The sequence below is a fragment of the Mesorhizobium argentiipisi (SeqCode) genome (genome assembly GCF_037179585.1).
Lineage (GTDB): Bacteria > Pseudomonadota > Alphaproteobacteria > Rhizobiales > Rhizobiaceae > Mesorhizobium > Mesorhizobium argentiipisi.
In genome coordinates this window covers 17,932-35,801 of the sequence record NZ_JAPYKO010000036.1, presented here as the reverse complement: position 1 = coordinate 35,801, position 17,870 = coordinate 17,932, and the positions used below count along the sequence as shown (strand labels likewise).

The window sequence follows — 17,870 nt, the reverse complement described above, 5'->3', positions numbered from 1 at the left end:
TGGCTCTATCAGGATCCTGAAGCTTTTGTCAGGCCGTCAGGCCCAGGTAGCCCGATATCGTGAAGACTGATAGGACCGTCGATACCAGAACGACCCTGGACGTCACGCTTCCCTCTCGATTGTAGAATTCGGCAAGCATGAAAGGGCCGGTTCCGGTCGGTAAAGCCGCCAGCAGCACGGCAGTGTGAAGAAGAGGCGTTGGCACGTCGAAGATCACGGACGCCAGCATCCAGGTGACGAGCGGCTGCAGCAGCAACTTGAAACCGACCAGAACCAAAGTTAATTTTGCTTCGCCTTCATTCGAGCTCGGCGCCTGGGCAAGAAAGAGGCCGAGCGCGATGAGTGCACAGGGCGCGGCGGCGCCGCCGAGAAGCTTGAGGAACGTCTCGATCGATGGTGGAATTTGGAACCCTATCCATGCCGTTATCGCTCCAGCGACCGGAGCGATAATGAGAGGGTTGCGCATTAGGGACGAAACGACGCTGCCAATCAGGCGAACCCGATTGCGCTCTTGCTGCAATCCGGCCTCGACCAGCACGATGGCAAATCCGAACAGTACGCATACCGTAATCAGCGTTGCGACCAGAGCGAGCGGAAGGCCATCAGGCCCAGACACGAGAGCGACGAGAGGAAAGCCGATGAAACCCGCATTGGCATAGCCCGCGTTAAGGCCATCAATCGTGGCGTCGGCTAGGTGAAGCGGCCGTCGGAGGCGCAGCACCACTGTTAACGCGAAAACGATCGCTGTCCTAGCCCGAACACGGCGATGAAGCGCGGTTGCCAGACGTCCTCCCATCGCGCGTGCGCCATGATGTCGAACAGGAGCGCAGGCAACGCGAAATAGACGACGAGCCGGTTGATCTCGCCGGTAGCTTGTGGCCCAAACAGGCCTCTACGTCCGCCGAACCATCCGACGAAGATCAAGGCAAAGATTGGGAGAATTATGAGCAAGGTGGAGAGCATGGCGACCTCAATTTGAGGTTGCCATAGCAATTTCAATCGATGCATTCTAATTCCGATTTCAGCGGGATCGATGCAGGATTGGTATTGTGGTGGACATCAAGCAGTTGAGATACTTCGTAGCTGTCGCCGAAACTCTCCATTTCGGCAGGGCAGCTCAGCAACTTCACCTTTCTCAACCTCCGTTGAGCCGTCAGATTGCAAGCTTGGAGCAAGAGCTTGGCGTCACCTTGCTGGAGCGTCATTCCCGTCGCGCGGCGCTGACCTTTGCAGGGCGCCGCCTCCTGGAAGACGCACGCCTTGCTCTGGATTTATTCGACCGCGCTTGCACGAATGCCCGGCGGGCTCATTCCGGGGAGTTGGGCGAACTCTCTGTGGGCTTCATGATGCATGCTGCCCATACACTAATCCCGCGTGCGACCCGACGGTATCGGGCAGCCTTCCCAAACGTGGAATTGACGTTGAGAGAAGTCCTGCCCACCGTGCTCGAGCATGACGTCGCACAAGGACGTTTCGACATTGGCGTCGTGTTTGCGCCAGTGACCGTGGACGGCCTGGTGACATCTGCGATTTTCGAGGAGGTGTTATGCGTGGCATTGAACGCGGCGCATCCATTGTCGCTGAAGGCAAACCTGAACGCACAAGATCTACATGGCGAACAGTTCGTCGCCACGCTTGCCCAAACCACCCCTGCCCTTCGCGCGGCGATTGCCGAATATTTCGCAAATGGCAGACATGTGCCCGCGATTGGCTCGAAGTGCAACTTCAACAGACCGTCATCGGCATGGTCGCAGAAGGCCTGGGATTGGGTATCGTGCCGAAGTCCCTGGCGCGATTGGCCCCTTCCAATGTTGTCTTTCGGGATCTGGAGGACGCGCCGATCATGAAGCATGTAGCTATCTGGCGGCAGGACTGCACCAACCCTGCCGTCGCCTCTTTCATAGAAACGCTACGCCATGCATCTGCCGAGGGAGAAGGATAAGACCCTCAGCGGGTCGCGACCGGTGCGTCACCGCGATAGTCGTAAAAGCCACGCTTCGTCTTGCGGCCGAGCCAGCCTGCCTCTACGTATTTCACCAGGAGCGGACATGGTCGGTATTTCGAATCCGCCAGGCCTTCGTGCAGCACCTGCATGATGGAGAGGCAGGTATCGAGACCGATGAAATCAGCCAACTGCAGCGGCCCCATGGGATGGTTGGCGCCGAGCCGCATTGCGTCGTCGATCGACGTGACCGTCCCAACTCCCTCGTAGAGAGTGTATATCGCTTCGTTGATCATCGGCAGCAGCACACGGTTCACGATGAAGGCAGGATAGTCCTCGGATACAACTGCCGCTTTTCCGAGCTTGTCGACGAAAGCGCTCGCGGACTGGAAGACAGCGTCCTCGGTTGCGATACCGCGGATGATCTCGACGAGTCGCATAAGCGGAACCGGGTTCATGAAATGAAGACCGATGAACCGCTCCGCGCGATCGGTCGAGGCGGCCAGCCGGGTGATGGAAATGGAGGACGTGTTTGTGGCCAGCATGGCCTCTGGCCGAAGGACCGGACAGATGGTTTCGAAGATGCTGCGCTTTACCTTCTCGTTTTCGGTGGCTGCTTCGATGACGAGATCGCATGGTTCCAACGCCTGAATGCCGTACGCCGGCTTCAGCCGCGTCAGCGCCATTCGCCCAACCTCCTCCTCGATCACCTGCTTGGCCATGAGCCGGGACAGGCTCTCGGAAATTTTTGCCAGCCCGGCATCGATCCGCTCTCCCGTCAGATCGTTCAACCAAACTTCGAACCCTGCAGCGGCGCAGACCTGGGCAATGCCGATACCCATCTGGCCGGCTCCGATCACGCCGACGCAGCGGACATCCAGCCCAGCAAGGGCAGGAATAGACGGGCTACTGTTCATGCAACCTCTCCAGCGCTCAGGCTTTTGCCACGCTCCCAAAGCACGTCGGGCCGCCCTGCGACCCGGTTTTCCAGCCGGGAAGCCACGAAAAGCAGGTCCGAAAGTCTGTTGAGGTATGAAAGGCCGTAGTTTTCACCACCTGAGGTTAGATGAACGCCCTCAGCCTGGCGTTCGACTTGGGCAAGGCTAAAAAGGCGCCGTTCCGCGCGCCTGCACACTGTGCGGGCGACATGGGCGAAGGCCGAGCTTTGGGTGCCTCCGGGCAAGATGAACTCCTTCAGCATCCCCAGTTCGGCATTCATGGATTCAAACCATAGCTCGACCCTGTTCAGATGGTGCCGCGACAGGAGCGGAGTGCCCGGCACGCTGATCTGGGCACCGAGATCGAAAAGGTCATGCTGGACCAACGTAAGCGTCTCTCGGACCATGGGTGAACGGGCCGAGGCAACCAGCACGCCAATCCAGCTGTTCAACTCATCAACCGCGCCCAACGTTTCAATCGCGGGGCTGTCTTTGTCTACACGCAACCCGGAGCCCAGGCTTGTCTGACCTTGATCACCAGTCCGGGTAACTATCCGTGACAACCGATGTCCCATCTGTCCTTCCCTTCTTTTCCAGAGGAATCTGCGCCACCTGATACGCTGCGGCGTAGGCACGATATTGCTGGATAGTCGCCGCCATCATTGCGCGCTTGCCATCGTCGAGCCTGGCGATTGGCCGAGCGGGCCGGCCTCCCCAAAGCCAACCACGCTCGAGATGCTGACCAGATGCGGTCACCGAACCGGCCGCGAGCAGGACATCGTCATCGACCACGGTTCCGCAACTGACATTGCTGCCGATCCCGATTAGCGAATGCGAGCCGACGCTGCTGGATTGAAGACGCACGTTGTGGCCGATCGTGGTGTTCTCGCCGATCGTTACTGATCCTTCGGAGGCGTCGATGTTCGTGTTGTCCTGAACATTGCTGCTCTCACCGATGACGATGGCGTTGGCGCCCGCGTTCAACCTGCAGCCGAAGAAGATGCTTGAATGACGCGCCGCTTCGACGCGGCCCACGAGCCGTGCGGTGCACGCGGTGAGAACATCCTCGCCTAGGTCCTTGGCGGCAGAAAGCGCGCCCGCTGAAAGAGCGAACAGCGACGAAGCAATGCTTTCGTGGACAGACATCGCCCGCGCCTCCCGCTCGTCCGTCGCCAGTTCCCGGACAGGTTTGGCTGGACTTCCTGAGCAAACGAAGCCAGCCTTCAAGATCGATCTTGGAAAGACCGTCGAACCGGCTTCGACAACGACCCCGTCCTCAACCACAGTTCCATCAAGGATCACCACGTCGTTCTCAATGACGCAGTCGTCGCCGATCGTGCAGGCGTGGACGACGGCGTTGCGGCCTACGCTCACTCGCTCGCCAACGATTGCGGGAAGGATGTCATGAGCGATATGGACAGTGCTCATCTCACCCAGCCGGAAGTCGTTCCCAATCTGCACGAAATGGCCATCGGCCCTAATGACCGCCCCCCGCCCAAACCAGGATCTGGCTCCCGCTTTAATCCGGCCTAAGAGGCTCACCAACCTGGCGCATACAACTGGTTCACCCGCCAGAGCCGGCCAAACGCCGTCGTAGGGAAGAACAAACGGTTTGGACGGCTCCACGAGTTCACTCGCCACCAGATGCAGATCCGTATGCTTGTCCGGATCTCGCGCCACATCGCGAGCGGTCTTGAGCAGGTCGATCGGTGCGACGTTGCTCGCGGCGCCGACGCAATAGGCCTTCAATAGCGCCAAATCTTTCGCGCCGAAGAAACGCGCCTCGTAGTAGCGACGGATGGCAAGGCGCTCATGGCCAAGCGCTACGCTATGCGCAAGGAGTGAGCGCGCAGCCTGGCCGTCACCGCTCTTGAGCGCGAGCTTCAATGCTTTAACTTCAAGGCGCGATAGCTGCATCTGGCACTCAGAACACCGGCGTTTCGCGATACGTGCCCCACACCTTCTTCAAGGTCTCGACTATGTCGCCCATCGTCGCCCCCGCACGCACCAGTTCGATGGTGATCGGCATAATGTTTTGCGAGGAATCCTTGGCGATCTCGACCAATTGCTGCAGCAACAGATCGAATTTAACGCTGTCGCGCTCGCGACGGACACGCTGGGTTCGTGCGACCTGCCGCTGCGCGGTCGTGATGTCATAAGGATGTGTGTGAATGGCCGGGTCAGGCGTGTCATCGACAAAGCAGTTGACACCAATTACAGGCTTTTCGCCGGACTGCTTTCGCAGGGCAGTTTCATAGGCGAAGTCGGCTATGTGACGTTGGAACCATCCCTCTTGGATCAGCTTGATGGTGCCGCCGCGCTCCTCGACCTCCTCCAGGATCGCGAAAATTCGCTTCTCGTAGTCGGTCGTGAGCGACTCGACATAGTAAGAACCGCCCAGCGGATCCACGACCTGGGTTACATTGGTTTCTTCCGCGATGACCTGCTGGGTGCGTAGCGCCATGCGCATCGCGTCCTCAGTTGGAATCGCGAAAGCCTCATCGTAGCCATTGGTATGAAGCGACTGCGTGCCACCAAGAACCGCGGCCAAAGCCTGGACGGTCGTCCGCATCACATTGACCATGTATTGCGGTTTCGTCAGCGAAGCTGCAGCCGTCTGGCAGTGAAAGCGCAGACGCATGGACTCCGGGTTCTTCGCGCCAAATCGCTCCTTCATGATCTTGGCGTAACAGCGCCGCAGGGCCCGGAACTTTGCCACTTCCTCGAAGAAGTCCGCCTGGCATACGAAAAAGAAGGCAAGCCGCGGTGCGAACTCATCGATATCCATGCCGGTCTTCAGCACTTCCTCGATGTAGACGATCATGCTGGCAAGGGTGAAAGCCGCTTCGTGCAGAGGCGAGGAGCCCGCTTCAGAGATGTGATAACCCGATATGTTGATCGGGTTATATCGCTTCATGTTCTTGGCGCAGTAAGTAATGCAATCGCGAACGATTCGGACAGACGGCTCAATCGGGAATATGTATTCCTTTTGTGCCATGTATTCCTTGATAATATCGGCTTGAACTGTTCCGGAAAGCTTGTTGAGATCATAGCCCCGCTTTTCCGCGAGCACGATGTACATGGCGAGTAGAATCCATGCCGACGGGTTGATTGTCATGGAGACCGAAATTTTCTCCAGATCGATTTCGTCGAACAACGCCTCCATATCGGCCAACGTGTCGATGGCGACGCCTTCGCGCCCGACTTCGCCCTCGCTCATGGGATGGTCTGAATCGTAACCCATCAGTGTTGGCATATCGAAATCGGTCGAGATGCCGGTCTGGCCCTGGGCAATCAGGTACTTGAAGCGCTTGTTGGTATCCTCGCCAGTTCCAAATCCCGCGATCTGGCGCATGGTCCATGTCCGCGAGCGATACATAGTCGGATAGGGACCACGCGTGAACGGATAGCGGCCTGGCAGACCGATGTCCTCGACGGGCGTGGCCGCTAGGTCCGCTGCGGTATAGGTGCGCTTGACTGGAATATCGCCAAGTGTGAAGAACTGTTCCCTGCGTTCGGCCTGCTTGCGCAGAAACTGCGCCACTTCGGTAGCTTCCCAGGCCTGTTCTTCGGCGCGAACATCATCAATGGTCTTCTGTGTCATGGTGGCCAGCGCCGCGCGATCGGTCATGATACGGATCCTTGTTCGAAAGACTTTGTCAGCAGTTCTCTTGCCAGTTCGTAGGGGTCTCCCTCACGCTGCCGCAGCCGTTCGGCCAGTGATGGGACGTGTGCTTCGGAAACCTGGAGAAACTTCTCGACGAGCAGATTTTCCGCGGTTTTCTGCAATCTGAATTGCGCGATAGAAAGTTGCCTTCGGCGCCCCCGTTCCGAGTCGAAGGCGACATCGTGATGTTTGCCAATCGCCTCAAGAAGCGGCTCGAAGCCTTCTCCCGTGTAGGAGCTGACGCCGACGACCGGTGCCTGCCAATCCGGCTTGGCTACACCGGCCGCCCCAAGGGCAAGCATCTGCTTCAGATCGACGATCGTGCGATTGGCATCGCTTCGATCGCATTTGGAGACGACATGGATGTCGGCGATCTCGAGCATGCCTGCCTTGATCGCCTGAATGTCGTCGCCGAGACCGGGGGCCGAAACGACAACGGTTGTGTGGGACGCCTTGGCGATCTCCACTTCGTCCTGGCCGACGCCAACAGTCTCGATGATGATGGTGTCAAAGCCGCCGAGGTCGAGAACATCGACAGCGTCGAGCGTGGCACGGGCCAGTCCGCCCATCGCGCCACGGGTTGCCATGCTGCGGATGTAGACGCCTGAATCGTTGGCAAGGTCCGACATGCGAATGCGATCGCCGAGGATCGATCCGCCGCTATAGGGGCTCGACGGATCGACGGCGACTATCCCCACCGTTTTGCCTTGGTGTCGAATGCGCGCTGTGAGCGCCGCGACAAGGGTCGACTTTCCGCTGCCAGGCACGCCCGTCAGTCCGATGACGTGCGCCTTGCCAGTTCGGCGATATGTCGTCGCCAAGGCTTGTCTCGCCTCAGGCAAGGCCGCCTCTGCACGCGAGATCAGCCGGCCGATCGCCTGAACCTCGCCCTTCATGGCCCTTTCGACTAATTCGAGCGATGGGACATAGTGGCCCATCAATTCCTCCCTGCCTCGACCCGCGCGTTCATTTCCTTGAAGACGGCGCGATCATCGACGACGCGGCGCGCCTTGAAGTCGGTACGAGGCAGACTGCCGCCGGCAACAATCTCGACCTTTGTCCGCAGCCCCAGCAGCTTTTGGATGCGATGGGCGACGTCATTACGGAAGCTATCCAACCCGCCGTTCGCCGCCAGCTGCTGCTCAGCCTCGATCTTGAGCAGAAGTTCGTCCATCGCCGCCTCGCGCGTGATGACAATCTGATGCTCGCCGCCATAGCCGGGTACCTGGTTGAGGGCGGCGTCGATTTCGCTTGGATAGACGTTCTCTCCGCGGATCGTGAACATGTCATCGATGCGCCCGAAAATTCCTTGCGGCAGTCGCGGATAGGTCCGTCCACAAGGATTGGGCTCATCGACCCAAAGCGTGAGATCACCGGATGCAAGGCGGATCATCGGCTGGGATGTCCGCTCCAGATGCGTATAGACGGGTGTTCCGCGCTGGCCGTATGGAACGCGGCGCATGGTCTTGGGATCACAGACTTCGGTGTAGACGACGTCCTGCCAGCACAGCATGCCTTCGGTTTCGGCGGAGCCCGCGACGTTCATCCAGGGCGACATCTCAGCCATGGAGCCGGAATCGAAGACCTTGGCGCCATAGAAGTCGGCGATACGATCGCGAACGCCATCGATCGAGGCACCGGGCTCACCGGAAAAGAACATGTATTTCAGGCCGAACTCGCGCGGATCGAGCCCGTCGTCCTGGGCGGTTTGCGCGAGATGCAGCGCGTAGGTCGGCGTGCCATAAAAGCCAGCTGGCTTCATCGTGTGCAGCCATTGTGCGCATCGAGCCGTCATTCCAGGAGCGCCGGCACCGAATGGAAAGGCCTTGGCACCAAGTCTTTCCGCCCCGGCCAAAGCCCCCCAGCTTCCCATGTAGAGGCTCAAAACCGCCGCGATGCAGATCATGTCGCCGGGACGCATGCCCATGCCCCACATGATGCGGGCATGCGCATTGGCGATGGCATTCCAGTCGCTACGGCCAATTGCGAAGGCCGTTGGACGCCCGGTCGTGCCGCTGGTTCCGTGGATGTGAAAGATCTCGCGGTCCGGCACACAGAGATAATCGCCGAAAGGTGGGGCCGAAGCCTGCGATTCTCGAAGTTCCTTCTTCGTTACGACCGGAACTCTGTCTTCGAAGTCCTCGAAGGAGCGCAATTGATCGGGATGAAAGCCGGCTTCATCCCATTTGCGGCGGTAGAACGGAGCATTCGCGTAGGCATAGTTACAGACCTGACGCAGCCTCTCGAGGATAGCACTGTCGCGATCTCCCGATGGCATCGTCTCACGCAGCGGGAACCAGTAGCGGCTGCCCGCAGTTGGAAAATAAGACGCTTCATAGGAAGGCGGAAAAGTCCAGGATTCCATGGTCAGCTCCCGGCTTTTTCAGCGAACGCCACGCTCTGAGACCAGGCGCGTGAGCGTCTGGACAATCGCCTCGGGTGGAGTGTCCTGAAGTAGAACCTCGCGCACACCCATCTTCTTGATCTCGATGACGTCTTCGTCGGGCATGACCCCGCCGGCAATGACGATCATGTCATCGGCGCCTTTCTGGGCCAGAAGCTGGAAAATCTTGGGAAAGACAGTGAGCTGCACGCCCGAAAGCAAGCTGACGCCGAGGACGTCGACGTCCTCTTGCACGGCCGCCGTGACCACCTCCTCGGGTGTACGGTGCAAACCGGAATAAATGACGTCCATTCCGGCGTCGCGCAGCGTTCTGGCGACCACTTTCACCCCACGGTCGTGACCATCAAGGCCAACTTTGGCGAGAAGCACGCGAATAGGCTGGGTCACCTTCAATTCCTCCTGACGTTTGGAATTCTGAATTCAGAACTCGGAACACAGGGTGCGGAAATCTTGTCGGATTGTCAAGGCCCGGCCATAATGGTGACAAATCTGATCAGATTCGGAGGCGGACGTTGGAATCTCTGGTGCCTAGCAAAAGCTTGGTCGATCAAGCATATGATGTAATTTTGGATGCTCTATGCGATGGAACGTTCAAACCAGGCGAACGCCTGACTCAAGAGGACATTGCCGCGCGGCTCGAGGTATCCAGGCAGCCGGTCACCCATGCGCTGGCTGTTCTGAAGGCGCAGGGATTTGTTGCGCAGTCCGGACGCCGTGGCCTGACAGTCACCGAGGTCGAACCGTCTTTCTTCGAAGCGATCTATCAGTTCCGCTCCGCGGTCGAGCCTCTTGCCGTCAAGCTTGCCACTCCTCGAATGACCAAGCAGGCAATCGTGCGCGGGCGATCCCTGGTCGAGCATGGACGGAATCTGGTTGTCGCTGGTGACAATCGCGCCGGCATACAGGCCGATATGGATTTTCATTCGTTCATTTATGGCCTGTCGGGAAACCCGATCATCGGGGAGACCATGCGCCTGCACTGGTATCATCTACGTCGGGCGATGGGGCAGGTTCTTCGCTATCCGGGGATGTCCATCAGCGTCTGGCAGGAACATGATCGAATTCTCGAAGCTATGATCCGAACGGACGCCGACGGCGCGGCCGAGCTTATGCGCCGCCATGTGGTGGACGCCTACGAGAGGGTGAGGAGCGATGGGCAGTCCAACGCCTGAGAGTCATCGCCCCGCAAGCCTAGCCGCGGTCGCTGCCCCACGCTGACGTTCTCGAGGCCCTGCTCTTCGCAGCAGCCAATGCCGCATGTCTGACCAAAGGGACCAGAACACCGCAACCACGCGGGTCGGCATGGGGATCAAAGGCGGAAAAAGCCACGGCCAGAATTTCGAACCGTTCTGCGATCCAATCCAAGGAATGCGCCACCTCACCTGGGGCAAGTCCGCCAGAAGACACAAGGGCACTGGCAGATAGGACCGACGTATCCAGCACGTCGGCGTCGATATGGACATAGACTTGGTCGCATCGCTTGCGCAGGTCATCGAGTGCATTGATCATGGCACCTTGAAAACCCAAGGCCTCAATCGTGGGCTTATGTACGAGCGTGCCGACCGTACGTTGCTGTGTCGGGCCATGGGAGTCGAACAATGACTGGAGGCCGACGCTGACGATCCGATCTTCCGGAATTTCCCTGAAGCCCGGTATTTTTCGCCGGTAATTTTCCCAGCACTGTCCAGCTATTATCGAAACGGGCATTCCGTCGAAAAACCCGTTGGGTGATGTCTCTGGCGTGTGCGCGTCGGTATGGCAATCGAACCAGACCATACCGATGCTGCCTTGGGCGTCGCCGATGCCACCGACCATTCCTAGTGCCGACGAGCATATTCCAATCGATGCGATCGGGATGCGGCCACGCCCTCGTGCCTCCGCCACCACCTCAGCCAGTCGTATGTTTTGCAGCAGGGTGCGCGCCATCTGGTCGCCGGCGTAGAGAAAGTACGTATCGTTTCCAGTGCCCATGCGCTGCTCGCGCGGTTCGTCGGCGTCCTCGATGAATTTGACTTCCACATCGTTGAAAACGGAACGGACGGCCTTTGGGGCCTGATCCTCCGCAAAAAGAGCCCGCGTTCCGTCACCGAAGCGAAAGTTGAAGGGGTGGGGCGACCGCGTTCCCATGACGTATGGATGCGCGATGAGCGACAGCGGTTGAGGAATGCGTGTATCTTCGGCCATGCGTGTTCCTATCCAACGATTTGACATCCAGTAGGGGCCAGATTCCCGGACCTTGCAATCGATAGAATTGTCGAGGTCAGTTCCACGGAGGACCCTGTCTGACCGTTTCGGCCACTCGCTTGACCGCCACAACCAAGTGCCCGGCGCGTCCAACTGCTATGGACTGATGAGATGCCGGCACGCTGGCCAGTTGGTCGCAGCACCCTCTGGTAATCGCTTACCCGAACTGAAAGGCTCAACCATGTCATCGAACTTAGTCCGGAGCATGCCCATCTCTCTGATCGGTTTGCCCTACATGAACGGAATACGGCAGCCGAATGCGGGCTATAGTTTTGCCCTAGGCCCGACCGTTCTTCTTGATGACGCCAATGTCCCTGCCGCTATGCGTGAAGCTTTCGACGACGTCGAAGTGACCATGATCGACGATGTCGACGAGCCCGGCCCGAGAGAGACCGGTGGCGACCACCGCCTGCTCCCCGTCGGCGCTGAGATGGCCCGCATTCTCGTGCAGAACATCCGGCTCGCCACGCTAGTTGCTGAGGCACGAGCAAAGGGGCGCGTACCAATTACCTCCATCGGCTGCTGCTCGGCCGCGCTGGGTATGGCTGGTGGTGTCGGCAATGCCGAGGGCGACATCGGCATGATATGGTTCGACTGTCATGGCGATGCCAAGACGCCAGATACGTCCGAGAACGGCTGGTTCGAAGGCATGCCGGTGACAACGATCGCCGGGAAATGCTGGCCGCGATTGCGCAGGAAAATCCCTGGTTTTCGCGAGGTCCCGGAGGACCGGATCATTACGATTGGCCTGCAAGAACAGTTCTCGCCCACGGGCCGGCAGGGTTCAGGCGATGCGCTGGGGCGCACAGTTCACAAATTGGATTTCGAGAAGCACGGTTTTGAGCAAGCCATTATCCTTGCTCTCGACGATCTCCTGACAAGGTGCAAGAAGGTCTTTATCCACGTCGACGTCGACGTTCTGGACCCGACCGTGCTCAAGCCCAGCACCCATACCGCTCCCGGTGGACTGACGAGCGAACAATTGGCAAAAGCGCTGGAATTGATCGGCGAACGATTCGAAATCCTGGCCATAGCCTGGTCCGCGTTCGACCCCACGATCGATCCGCGCGGCCCCGCTGTGCTTGTCCCCCTAATAGTGCATTCAGCTGAAGTGGCAGCGCGAAGTGTCGCGAACGGCAAGCGCCCTAAATCGGGAGCCTGAATATGCCCGCGAAAGCCGGGCCAGTTATCTGGCTCGGCATTCAGCAGCGATTGAACAAGGACAACGCGCACTGGGTACAGGTAAAGGCGTAACCCTACACACGTGCGTGGCATCTTAACCGGAACAGTGTGTGCTGCACGCGACTGCTATTGGCAAAATAGCAGCTCAGGATTGCCGGCAGCCGCGAGCCTGGGTCACTACGCGTGGTGAGACGCCATATTTCTTCTTGAAGACCTTAGTGAAGTGCGAAAGGTCCGAAAATCCGGTTTCGAACGCGGCATGAGTGACGTTGCGCGCGAGCCCATCGGAGAGTATTCGATGGCTCTTTTCCAAACGCCGCGTCCAAACATATTGCATGACGGTTACGCTTCTCGCCGCAAATAGCCGCGAAAGCGTCCTGGGCGAGACGTAGACTGCGTCCGCAACGGCTTGCACATCCAAATCGGAGTCGCCGAGATTTTCCTCGATGAAATCCGTGGCCTTTCTGAACAAGTCTTCTCGGTGCGAACTCGCAGACAGTGGGCAGTCGCCGGCAAACATCTCCAGTGACAAAGCGACTGCTTCAACAAAGATAGAGCTAAACCGCTGTTGGGCGCTGTCTCGCCCCTGATCGTCGGCAAAGGCGCTCGCTTCACTGATCAGTGCCGGCAAAAGTGTTGTCGGTGCTCTCAGGTTGAGATTGAAGCCAGTTAGACGCTCCGCGCCGGGAAATCGCGCAAGGAGCCTTTGACGGGGAATCTTGACGGTATAGATTCTGGAGGCCCGAAAATCGTGGAGAAAAGGTCGAGCGGCGTCGAGCAGGGTGATGGTGCCTGCGCCTCCTAGCGACGACCGGCCGCTCTGCTCAAATCCGTTCTCGCCCGCTTCGACATAGACAAGGACGAAGTCTTCGTCCGGCCTGCGGCGGAGCATTTGCTCGGAACGCGAAAAGGTATGCGTGGGGGCCTTCATTTCACAGATTGTCAGGTCACCGACATGGTGACCCGATAGCCAAGCTTCGAACCCCCACGGGTCCCGTGCGATCGCGTCCGCCGGAATCATGTGGGCGCAGACGGCATCCTGCCAATATTGGACCTTGTGGGCCCTGGCGAGCTCGGTCGTCGAGTATGAAAAACCCATGGCGCTCGGTGTCCGACCTAGCAAAACGCAACTGGCTAATATAACAGGAACAAGCTGCCATCTGACAAGCCTTTTCCTGGGGCAGCTCAGGTTGGGATACCCAATCGGAGCCAAACTCCAAATTACCAGCCACCATTCAAAGCGGCCAGCATCGCATAAATGTACGCACAAGTTCGCAGCAGGGGAAGCCGACCCTCTGGCCCGCGCCGTGCCGGCCTACTGTCCGCGAGGGACAAAAGGTTGACCCGCACAAGCAAGCTCTTGAAGGACAAGATCGCCATGATTGGGACGTTGGCTGGCCGATCCGGCAGGTAATCCGTACTAGCCCCGGGCGCGCCTGCAATTCTGCTCAGGAGGTCGTCCATGCCCATCGGTCCGTTGCAGCCTACCCAGTCGAAGATGCGTGAACTGGCGGAGCGCAAACACCTGGACCTGAGTGACGACGAGCTCCGTCAGTACAGCGACCTGATTGGCGGCACACTGGCGGCTTGCCGCGTCATCGACGGCATTCCCGAACAAACCTTGCCCACAAAATATCCGCGGACCGTCGGTTGGCGTCCTGCGGCTGAAGACAATCCTCTCAATGGCTGGGCCTGGCGCTGTCAAATAGAAGGCGCCAGCGAGGGCGTGCTGAGAGGCAAGACGATTGGCATCAAGGATGCCGTTTGTGTCGCCGGGGTGCCGATGCGCAACGGCTCAAAATTGCTGGAGGGGTTCACTCCCGATGTGGATGCGACCATTGTCACGCGGATCCTGGACGCCGGCGGCAAGATCGTCGGCAAGACCAACACCGAGGACCTGAGTTTTTCCGGCGCCGGCTACACTTCGGCCTTGGGCGCGGTGGGCAATCCATACGATTCCTCGCGCAACCCAGGAGCGTCGTCGTCAGGCAGCGCTGCGGTTCTGGCAACGGGCGGAGCCGACATAGCCATCGGAGGTGATCAGGGCGGCTCGATCCGGCTGCCGGCAGCCTGGTCGGGGGTCTATGGGCTGAAACCTACCTACGGGCTTGTTCCCTATACGGGTATTGCTCCGATCGAGAAGACGCTGGACCATGTCGGGCCGATGGCAAACACGACCGAGGACCTCGCACGTCTGTTGCAGGCGATTGCTGGCCCCGACCCCTTCGACCCACGGCAGCGCGGAATCCTGCCTGGCGGGTTCAGTCCCAGCTACGTGGCTGGCTTGAACGGGGGTGTCGCGGGAAAGAAGATCGGCATCGTTCGTGAGGGCTTCGCCCGTGATGGCAAGGATATTGGCGTCCCCGCGTCAGACCCCGCGGTGGACGAGGCGGTGCTCGCCGCAGTGCGTAAGTTCGAATCGCTTGGCGCGACCGTCCACGATGTCTCGATCCCCATGCACCTGCTTGCCTGCCACATCTGGAACGTCATCGCTACACTTGGCAGCGCCGAATTTATGGTGGACGGCGCCGGCAACGGTTCAAACAGTTTCGGCTACTACAATTCCAGCCTCGGCATCGCTTTCGAGCGCGGACTGCGTGCGCGCCCAAATGACCTCCCCTATGCAGCGATCACTTCGGTGTTAGCCACGGAGTATCTGAAGGACTCACAAGGCATGCGCTACTACTGGAAGGCACAAAACCAGCGCCACCTCGTGTTGAACGCTTTGAACGCTGCTTTTGACCAGTACGACCTGCTGGCCATGCCGACGATCCCGTTCACGGCGACCTCTGCACGTGCGCCAGATACCCCGGTAGGAGAGTATGTCGGGCAGGCGTTGAACATGACGCATAATTGCGTCACGACCAATTTGACCGGTCACCCGAGCATCAGCATCCCTTGCGGCTTTGTCGGCGGAATGCCGGTCGGCATGATGCTGAGCGCCAGGCATTTGGAGGACGCTTTGCTCCTGCAGGCCTCGGCTGCTTTCGAGAAACTGGGAGCCTATACGCCCAAATGGTTCGCGGGTGGCCTCGCGGCGTGATGTTGGCCCCCATGATCAACTTGCTGTCCGCGCGGACCAAGTCTCAGGAGCGGTTCCCCGATACAGTTCCTGAGATTGTGCGCCCACAGGTCCCGACCGAAAAGAAGCCATGGCGAACATAGACGTTCCATTGGAGGATCTCCGGCTGTTCGGGACCATCATCGCAAAGCTGGAAAATGCCCGAACTCGACAGGAAATCTACGAAGTGGCGGCAGCCGACATTTCCAGATTGGCAGGAGCCATTCGTGTGTCGCTGAGTTCGGTTCTGGACCAGAGAGAACGGCTGGAACTGCACGCTGAGGTTTCCGAAAAGTCACGCACCGGCGGCGACGATCTTGAAATCTGGCATCTGAGTGACGGGTCGCCGAGCCGCGTCAGGCGCCTGCGCCAGTGCGTTTGTCTGTCACTCGACAACGGCGGAACGACGCTAGGGACGCTCCGGTTGTGGCACCACCGAGGTCGGGCATTCTCCAGCAGCATGATCACTATGATCGCCGCAGTCGTCCCATATCTCTGCGCGGCACTCACGCGCTGTGCCCGCAGCCCCGGACGGTTGAGCTCCCGAGAACTCGATGTCGCGACTCTCGTTGCGAGAGGTATGCGCGACCGTGAGATCGCCGAGGCATTGGGCATCACCTTCTCGACCGTGCGGACTCACCTCAATCACGCACTCGCCCGGCTGGGCTGTACGAACCGAACCGAATTGGCAGCTTTGATCATAAGGGCAGCGAGACCCCTTCACGGGGGAGCACGGTTCGAGAACGCGGCCTGAAGAAGACCGGAAAACGGCTCAGGTCTAGAGACCTCTACTCAAAAGCAAACAAGGGGAATGAACAATGACCAAAGAAAACACTTTTCTATCACAGCTTTCGCGCCGGCAAGTTCTGCAAGCCGGTGTTGCTCTCGGGGTTTTCGCAGCGGTATCAGGAGGACCGAGCATTGCCTTTGCGCAGTCCGAAACGCCCAAGCAAGGTGGCACGCTGCGCGTGGCCGTGCCGGGTTCGGCGACCGGGTCGCTGGACCCTCACCGCACGCAAGGCTTCGTCGCCGACATTGTGCGTTTCACCAGCCTTACCGACGGCCTCACCGAATATCTGCCCGACTCGACCGTCGGGCTTGTCCTGGCGGAGTCCTTCACGGCGAACTCGGATGCCACCGAATGGACGGTGAAGCTGCACAAGGGTGTAAAAACCCATGACGGTAACGAATTTGTCGCCGACGATGTGATCTACACGGTCGAGCGCATCCTCGATCCCAAGAATCCCACCAAAGGGAGCTCGCTGATCGGATTTGTCGATCCCAAGGCGATTGAGAAAGTGGATGACCATACTTTGGTCTTCAAGCTGAAAAAGCCGTACGGGCTTTTCCCCAATGTGTGGGCAAACCGTTACCTTCGAATGGTTCCCCGCAACTTTGATCCGGCAAAACCGATCGCAACTGGCCCATTTAAATTCGTTTCGTTCGCAGTTGGCCAGGAGTCAGTATTCGAAGCGAACGAACAATACTTCCGAGGACGCCCTCCCCTGGACAAGGTAGTTCTGATTAATGTCGGCGAGGAGGTCGCGTCAATCAATGCGCTCCGCGGCGGTCAGGTGGATATCTCCTACACAATTCCCTACACGCAAGCGAAGGTTATCGAGGCCGACCCCGGGTTACACATCCTGAACAACCCATCCACGATGTCTATCCCGATCTACATGCGCACGGACATCGAGCCGTTCAACGACGTGCGTGTGCGTAAGGCGATGATGCTCATTGCCGATCGCGAGCAGATGGTAAAAGTGGCATTGTCCGGCTACGGTCTTGTCGGAAATGACATGAACGGACGGACAGTTACGCCTTGCGCGACTTCCGCCGTGCCTCAGCGTAAGCAGGATATCGAAGAGGCAAAGCGCCTCCTCGCCGAGGCGGGGAAATCCGGCCTGAAGGTCGACATGATCGCCTATCGCGGAACAGCAGGGATGGTTGAATGCTGTCAGATCCTGGCTGAACAAGCCAAAAAGGCTGGTGTTACAATCAATGTCAAAATCCTGGAGATGGCGCCATTCATTGCCAACTACCCGCAATGGACATTCGGCGTGGATTTCCTGTCGGATCTCTATCTGCCAGTCGCGACACGCAGCCTCCTTCCAGGCTCGCCGTTCAATACGGCCCATTGGGATGACAAGGAGTTCAACGCCCTTCAAGAGAAGGCGATGGCTTCGACCGATGAAGGAGAGCGCTGCGATACAATCGCCAAGATGCGAGCGATTGAGAACGAACGCGGTGGCAACCTCATTTGGGGCTTCGCAAATGTTCTCAACGGCTACCGCGACAACGTGAAGGGGTTGGTCCCGTACAGCGTCGACTCGCCCTTGTACTATGTGCGCAACATTTGGCTTGCCTGATTACCCAATGTGATCAGCCCAGGGGTTAGGGCAGTGGGTCGGACACTCCGACCCGCTGATGCC

At 58.8% G+C, this 17,870-nt stretch carries 14 protein-coding genes and 2 pseudogenes; 6 read left to right on the top strand and 10 right to left on the bottom strand.

Going from position 1 to position 17,870, the window contains the following annotated elements; translation table 11 throughout:
- Positions 1 to 28 precede the first annotated feature (28 nt).
- Positions 29 to 963 (bottom strand): annotated as a pseudogene (locus tag O7A05_RS30400) (AEC family transporter).
- Positions 964 to 1,049: 86 nt separating this feature from the next.
- On the opposite strand from O7A05_RS30400, the pseudogene O7A05_RS30395 reads away from it, so the two are divergent.
- Positions 1,050 to 1,942 (top strand): annotated as a pseudogene (locus tag O7A05_RS30395) (LysR family transcriptional regulator).
- 5 nt (positions 1,943 to 1,947) lie between these two features.
- Here O7A05_RS30395 and O7A05_RS30385 read toward each other — a convergent pair.
- The 7 genes from O7A05_RS30385 to O7A05_RS30355 are packed head-to-tail and all read right to left on the bottom strand — an operon-like array spanning position 1,948 to position 9,338.
- Positions 1,948 to 2,859, bottom strand: a complete 912-nt coding sequence (locus O7A05_RS30385) for a 3-hydroxybutyryl-CoA dehydrogenase (RefSeq protein WP_337096918.1) — start codon at positions 2,857 to 2,859, stop codon at positions 1,948 to 1,950.
- The gene (locus O7A05_RS30380; RefSeq protein WP_337096917.1) at positions 2,856 to 3,455 is read right to left on the bottom strand and encodes a cob(I)yrinic acid a,c-diamide adenosyltransferase; all 600 of its coding nucleotides are present in this window, start codon (positions 3,453 to 3,455) and stop codon (positions 2,856 to 2,858) included. The genes O7A05_RS30385 and O7A05_RS30380 overlap by 4 nt, the downstream gene beginning before the upstream one ends.
- Positions 3,415 to 4,797, bottom strand: a complete 1,383-nt coding sequence (locus O7A05_RS30375) for a gamma carbonic anhydrase family protein (RefSeq protein WP_337096916.1) — start codon at positions 4,795 to 4,797, stop codon at positions 3,415 to 3,417. Before O7A05_RS30375 ends, O7A05_RS30380 begins: the two co-directional genes overlap by 41 nt.
- 7 nt (positions 4,798 to 4,804) lie before the next feature.
- On the bottom strand, positions 4,805 to 6,484 hold the full coding sequence (locus tag O7A05_RS30370) for a methylmalonyl-CoA mutase family protein (protein WP_415927078.1): 1,680 nt from the start codon (positions 6,482 to 6,484) through the stop codon (positions 4,805 to 4,807).
- 23 nt (positions 6,485 to 6,507) lie between these two features.
- Positions 6,508 to 7,485 (bottom strand): methylmalonyl Co-A mutase-associated GTPase MeaB, encoded by a 978-nt coding sequence (gene meaB / locus O7A05_RS30365; RefSeq protein WP_337096913.1) that lies wholly within the window; start codon positions 7,483 to 7,485, stop codon positions 6,508 to 6,510.
- The gene (locus tag O7A05_RS30360) at positions 7,485 to 8,912 is read right to left on the bottom strand and encodes a phenylacetate--CoA ligase family protein (RefSeq protein ID WP_337096912.1); all 1,428 of its coding nucleotides are present in this window, start codon (positions 8,910 to 8,912) and stop codon (positions 7,485 to 7,487) included. The genes meaB and O7A05_RS30360 overlap by 1 nt, the downstream gene beginning before the upstream one ends.
- Before the next feature lie 18 nt (positions 8,913 to 8,930).
- Positions 8,931 to 9,338 carry a cobalamin B12-binding domain-containing protein gene (locus O7A05_RS30355; protein WP_337096911.1) on the bottom strand — a complete coding sequence of 136 codons (408 nt, stop codon included), beginning with the start codon at positions 9,336 to 9,338 and terminating at the stop codon, positions 8,931 to 8,933.
- Between the two features lie 125 nt (positions 9,339 to 9,463).
- Between O7A05_RS30355 and O7A05_RS30350 the strand changes: the two genes are divergently transcribed.
- A complete protein-coding gene (locus O7A05_RS30350; RefSeq protein WP_337096910.1) occupies positions 9,464 to 10,123 on the top strand; it encodes a GntR family transcriptional regulator in 660 nt (219 codons plus the stop codon).
- Between the two features lie 19 nt (positions 10,124 to 10,142).
- Here O7A05_RS30350 and O7A05_RS30345 read toward each other — a convergent pair whose 3' ends face one another.
- A complete protein-coding gene (locus O7A05_RS30345) occupies positions 10,143 to 11,135 on the bottom strand; it encodes an arginase family protein (RefSeq protein WP_337096908.1) in 993 nt (330 codons plus the stop codon).
- 265 nt (positions 11,136 to 11,400) lie between these two features.
- On the opposite strand from O7A05_RS30345, the gene O7A05_RS30340 reads away from it, so the two are divergent.
- Positions 11,401 to 12,357: an arginase family protein gene (locus tag O7A05_RS30340; RefSeq protein ID WP_337096906.1), complete on the top strand. Its 957-nt coding sequence runs from the start codon at positions 11,401 to 11,403 to the stop codon at positions 12,355 to 12,357.
- 165 nt (positions 12,358 to 12,522) lie between these two features.
- Here O7A05_RS30340 and O7A05_RS30335 read toward each other — a convergent pair whose 3' ends face one another.
- Entirely contained in the window at positions 12,523 to 13,476 is a 954-nt protein-coding gene (locus tag O7A05_RS30335; RefSeq protein WP_337096904.1) for a helix-turn-helix domain-containing protein, read from the bottom strand.
- A 363-nt stretch (positions 13,477 to 13,839) separates the two neighbouring features.
- Here O7A05_RS30335 and O7A05_RS30330 point away from each other — a divergent pair, with 363 nt between their 5' ends.
- The 3 genes from O7A05_RS30330 (at position 13,840) to O7A05_RS30320 (ending at position 17,807) form a co-directional block, all read left to right on the top strand.
- Complete coding sequence (locus O7A05_RS30330) at positions 13,840 to 15,420, top strand: amidase (protein WP_337096902.1); 1,581 nt, start codon at positions 13,840 to 13,842, stop codon at positions 15,418 to 15,420.
- Between the two features lie 109 nt (positions 15,421 to 15,529).
- Positions 15,530 to 16,192 carry a helix-turn-helix transcriptional regulator gene (locus O7A05_RS30325; RefSeq protein WP_337096900.1) on the top strand — a complete coding sequence of 221 codons (663 nt, stop codon included), beginning with the start codon at positions 15,530 to 15,532 and terminating at the stop codon, positions 16,190 to 16,192.
- A gap of 64 nt (positions 16,193 to 16,256) precedes the next feature.
- Positions 16,257 to 17,807 (top strand): ABC transporter substrate-binding protein, encoded by a 1,551-nt coding sequence (locus O7A05_RS30320; protein ID WP_337096898.1) that lies wholly within the window; start codon positions 16,257 to 16,259, stop codon positions 17,805 to 17,807.
- The last annotated feature ends 63 nt before the right edge of the window (positions 17,808 to 17,870 follow it).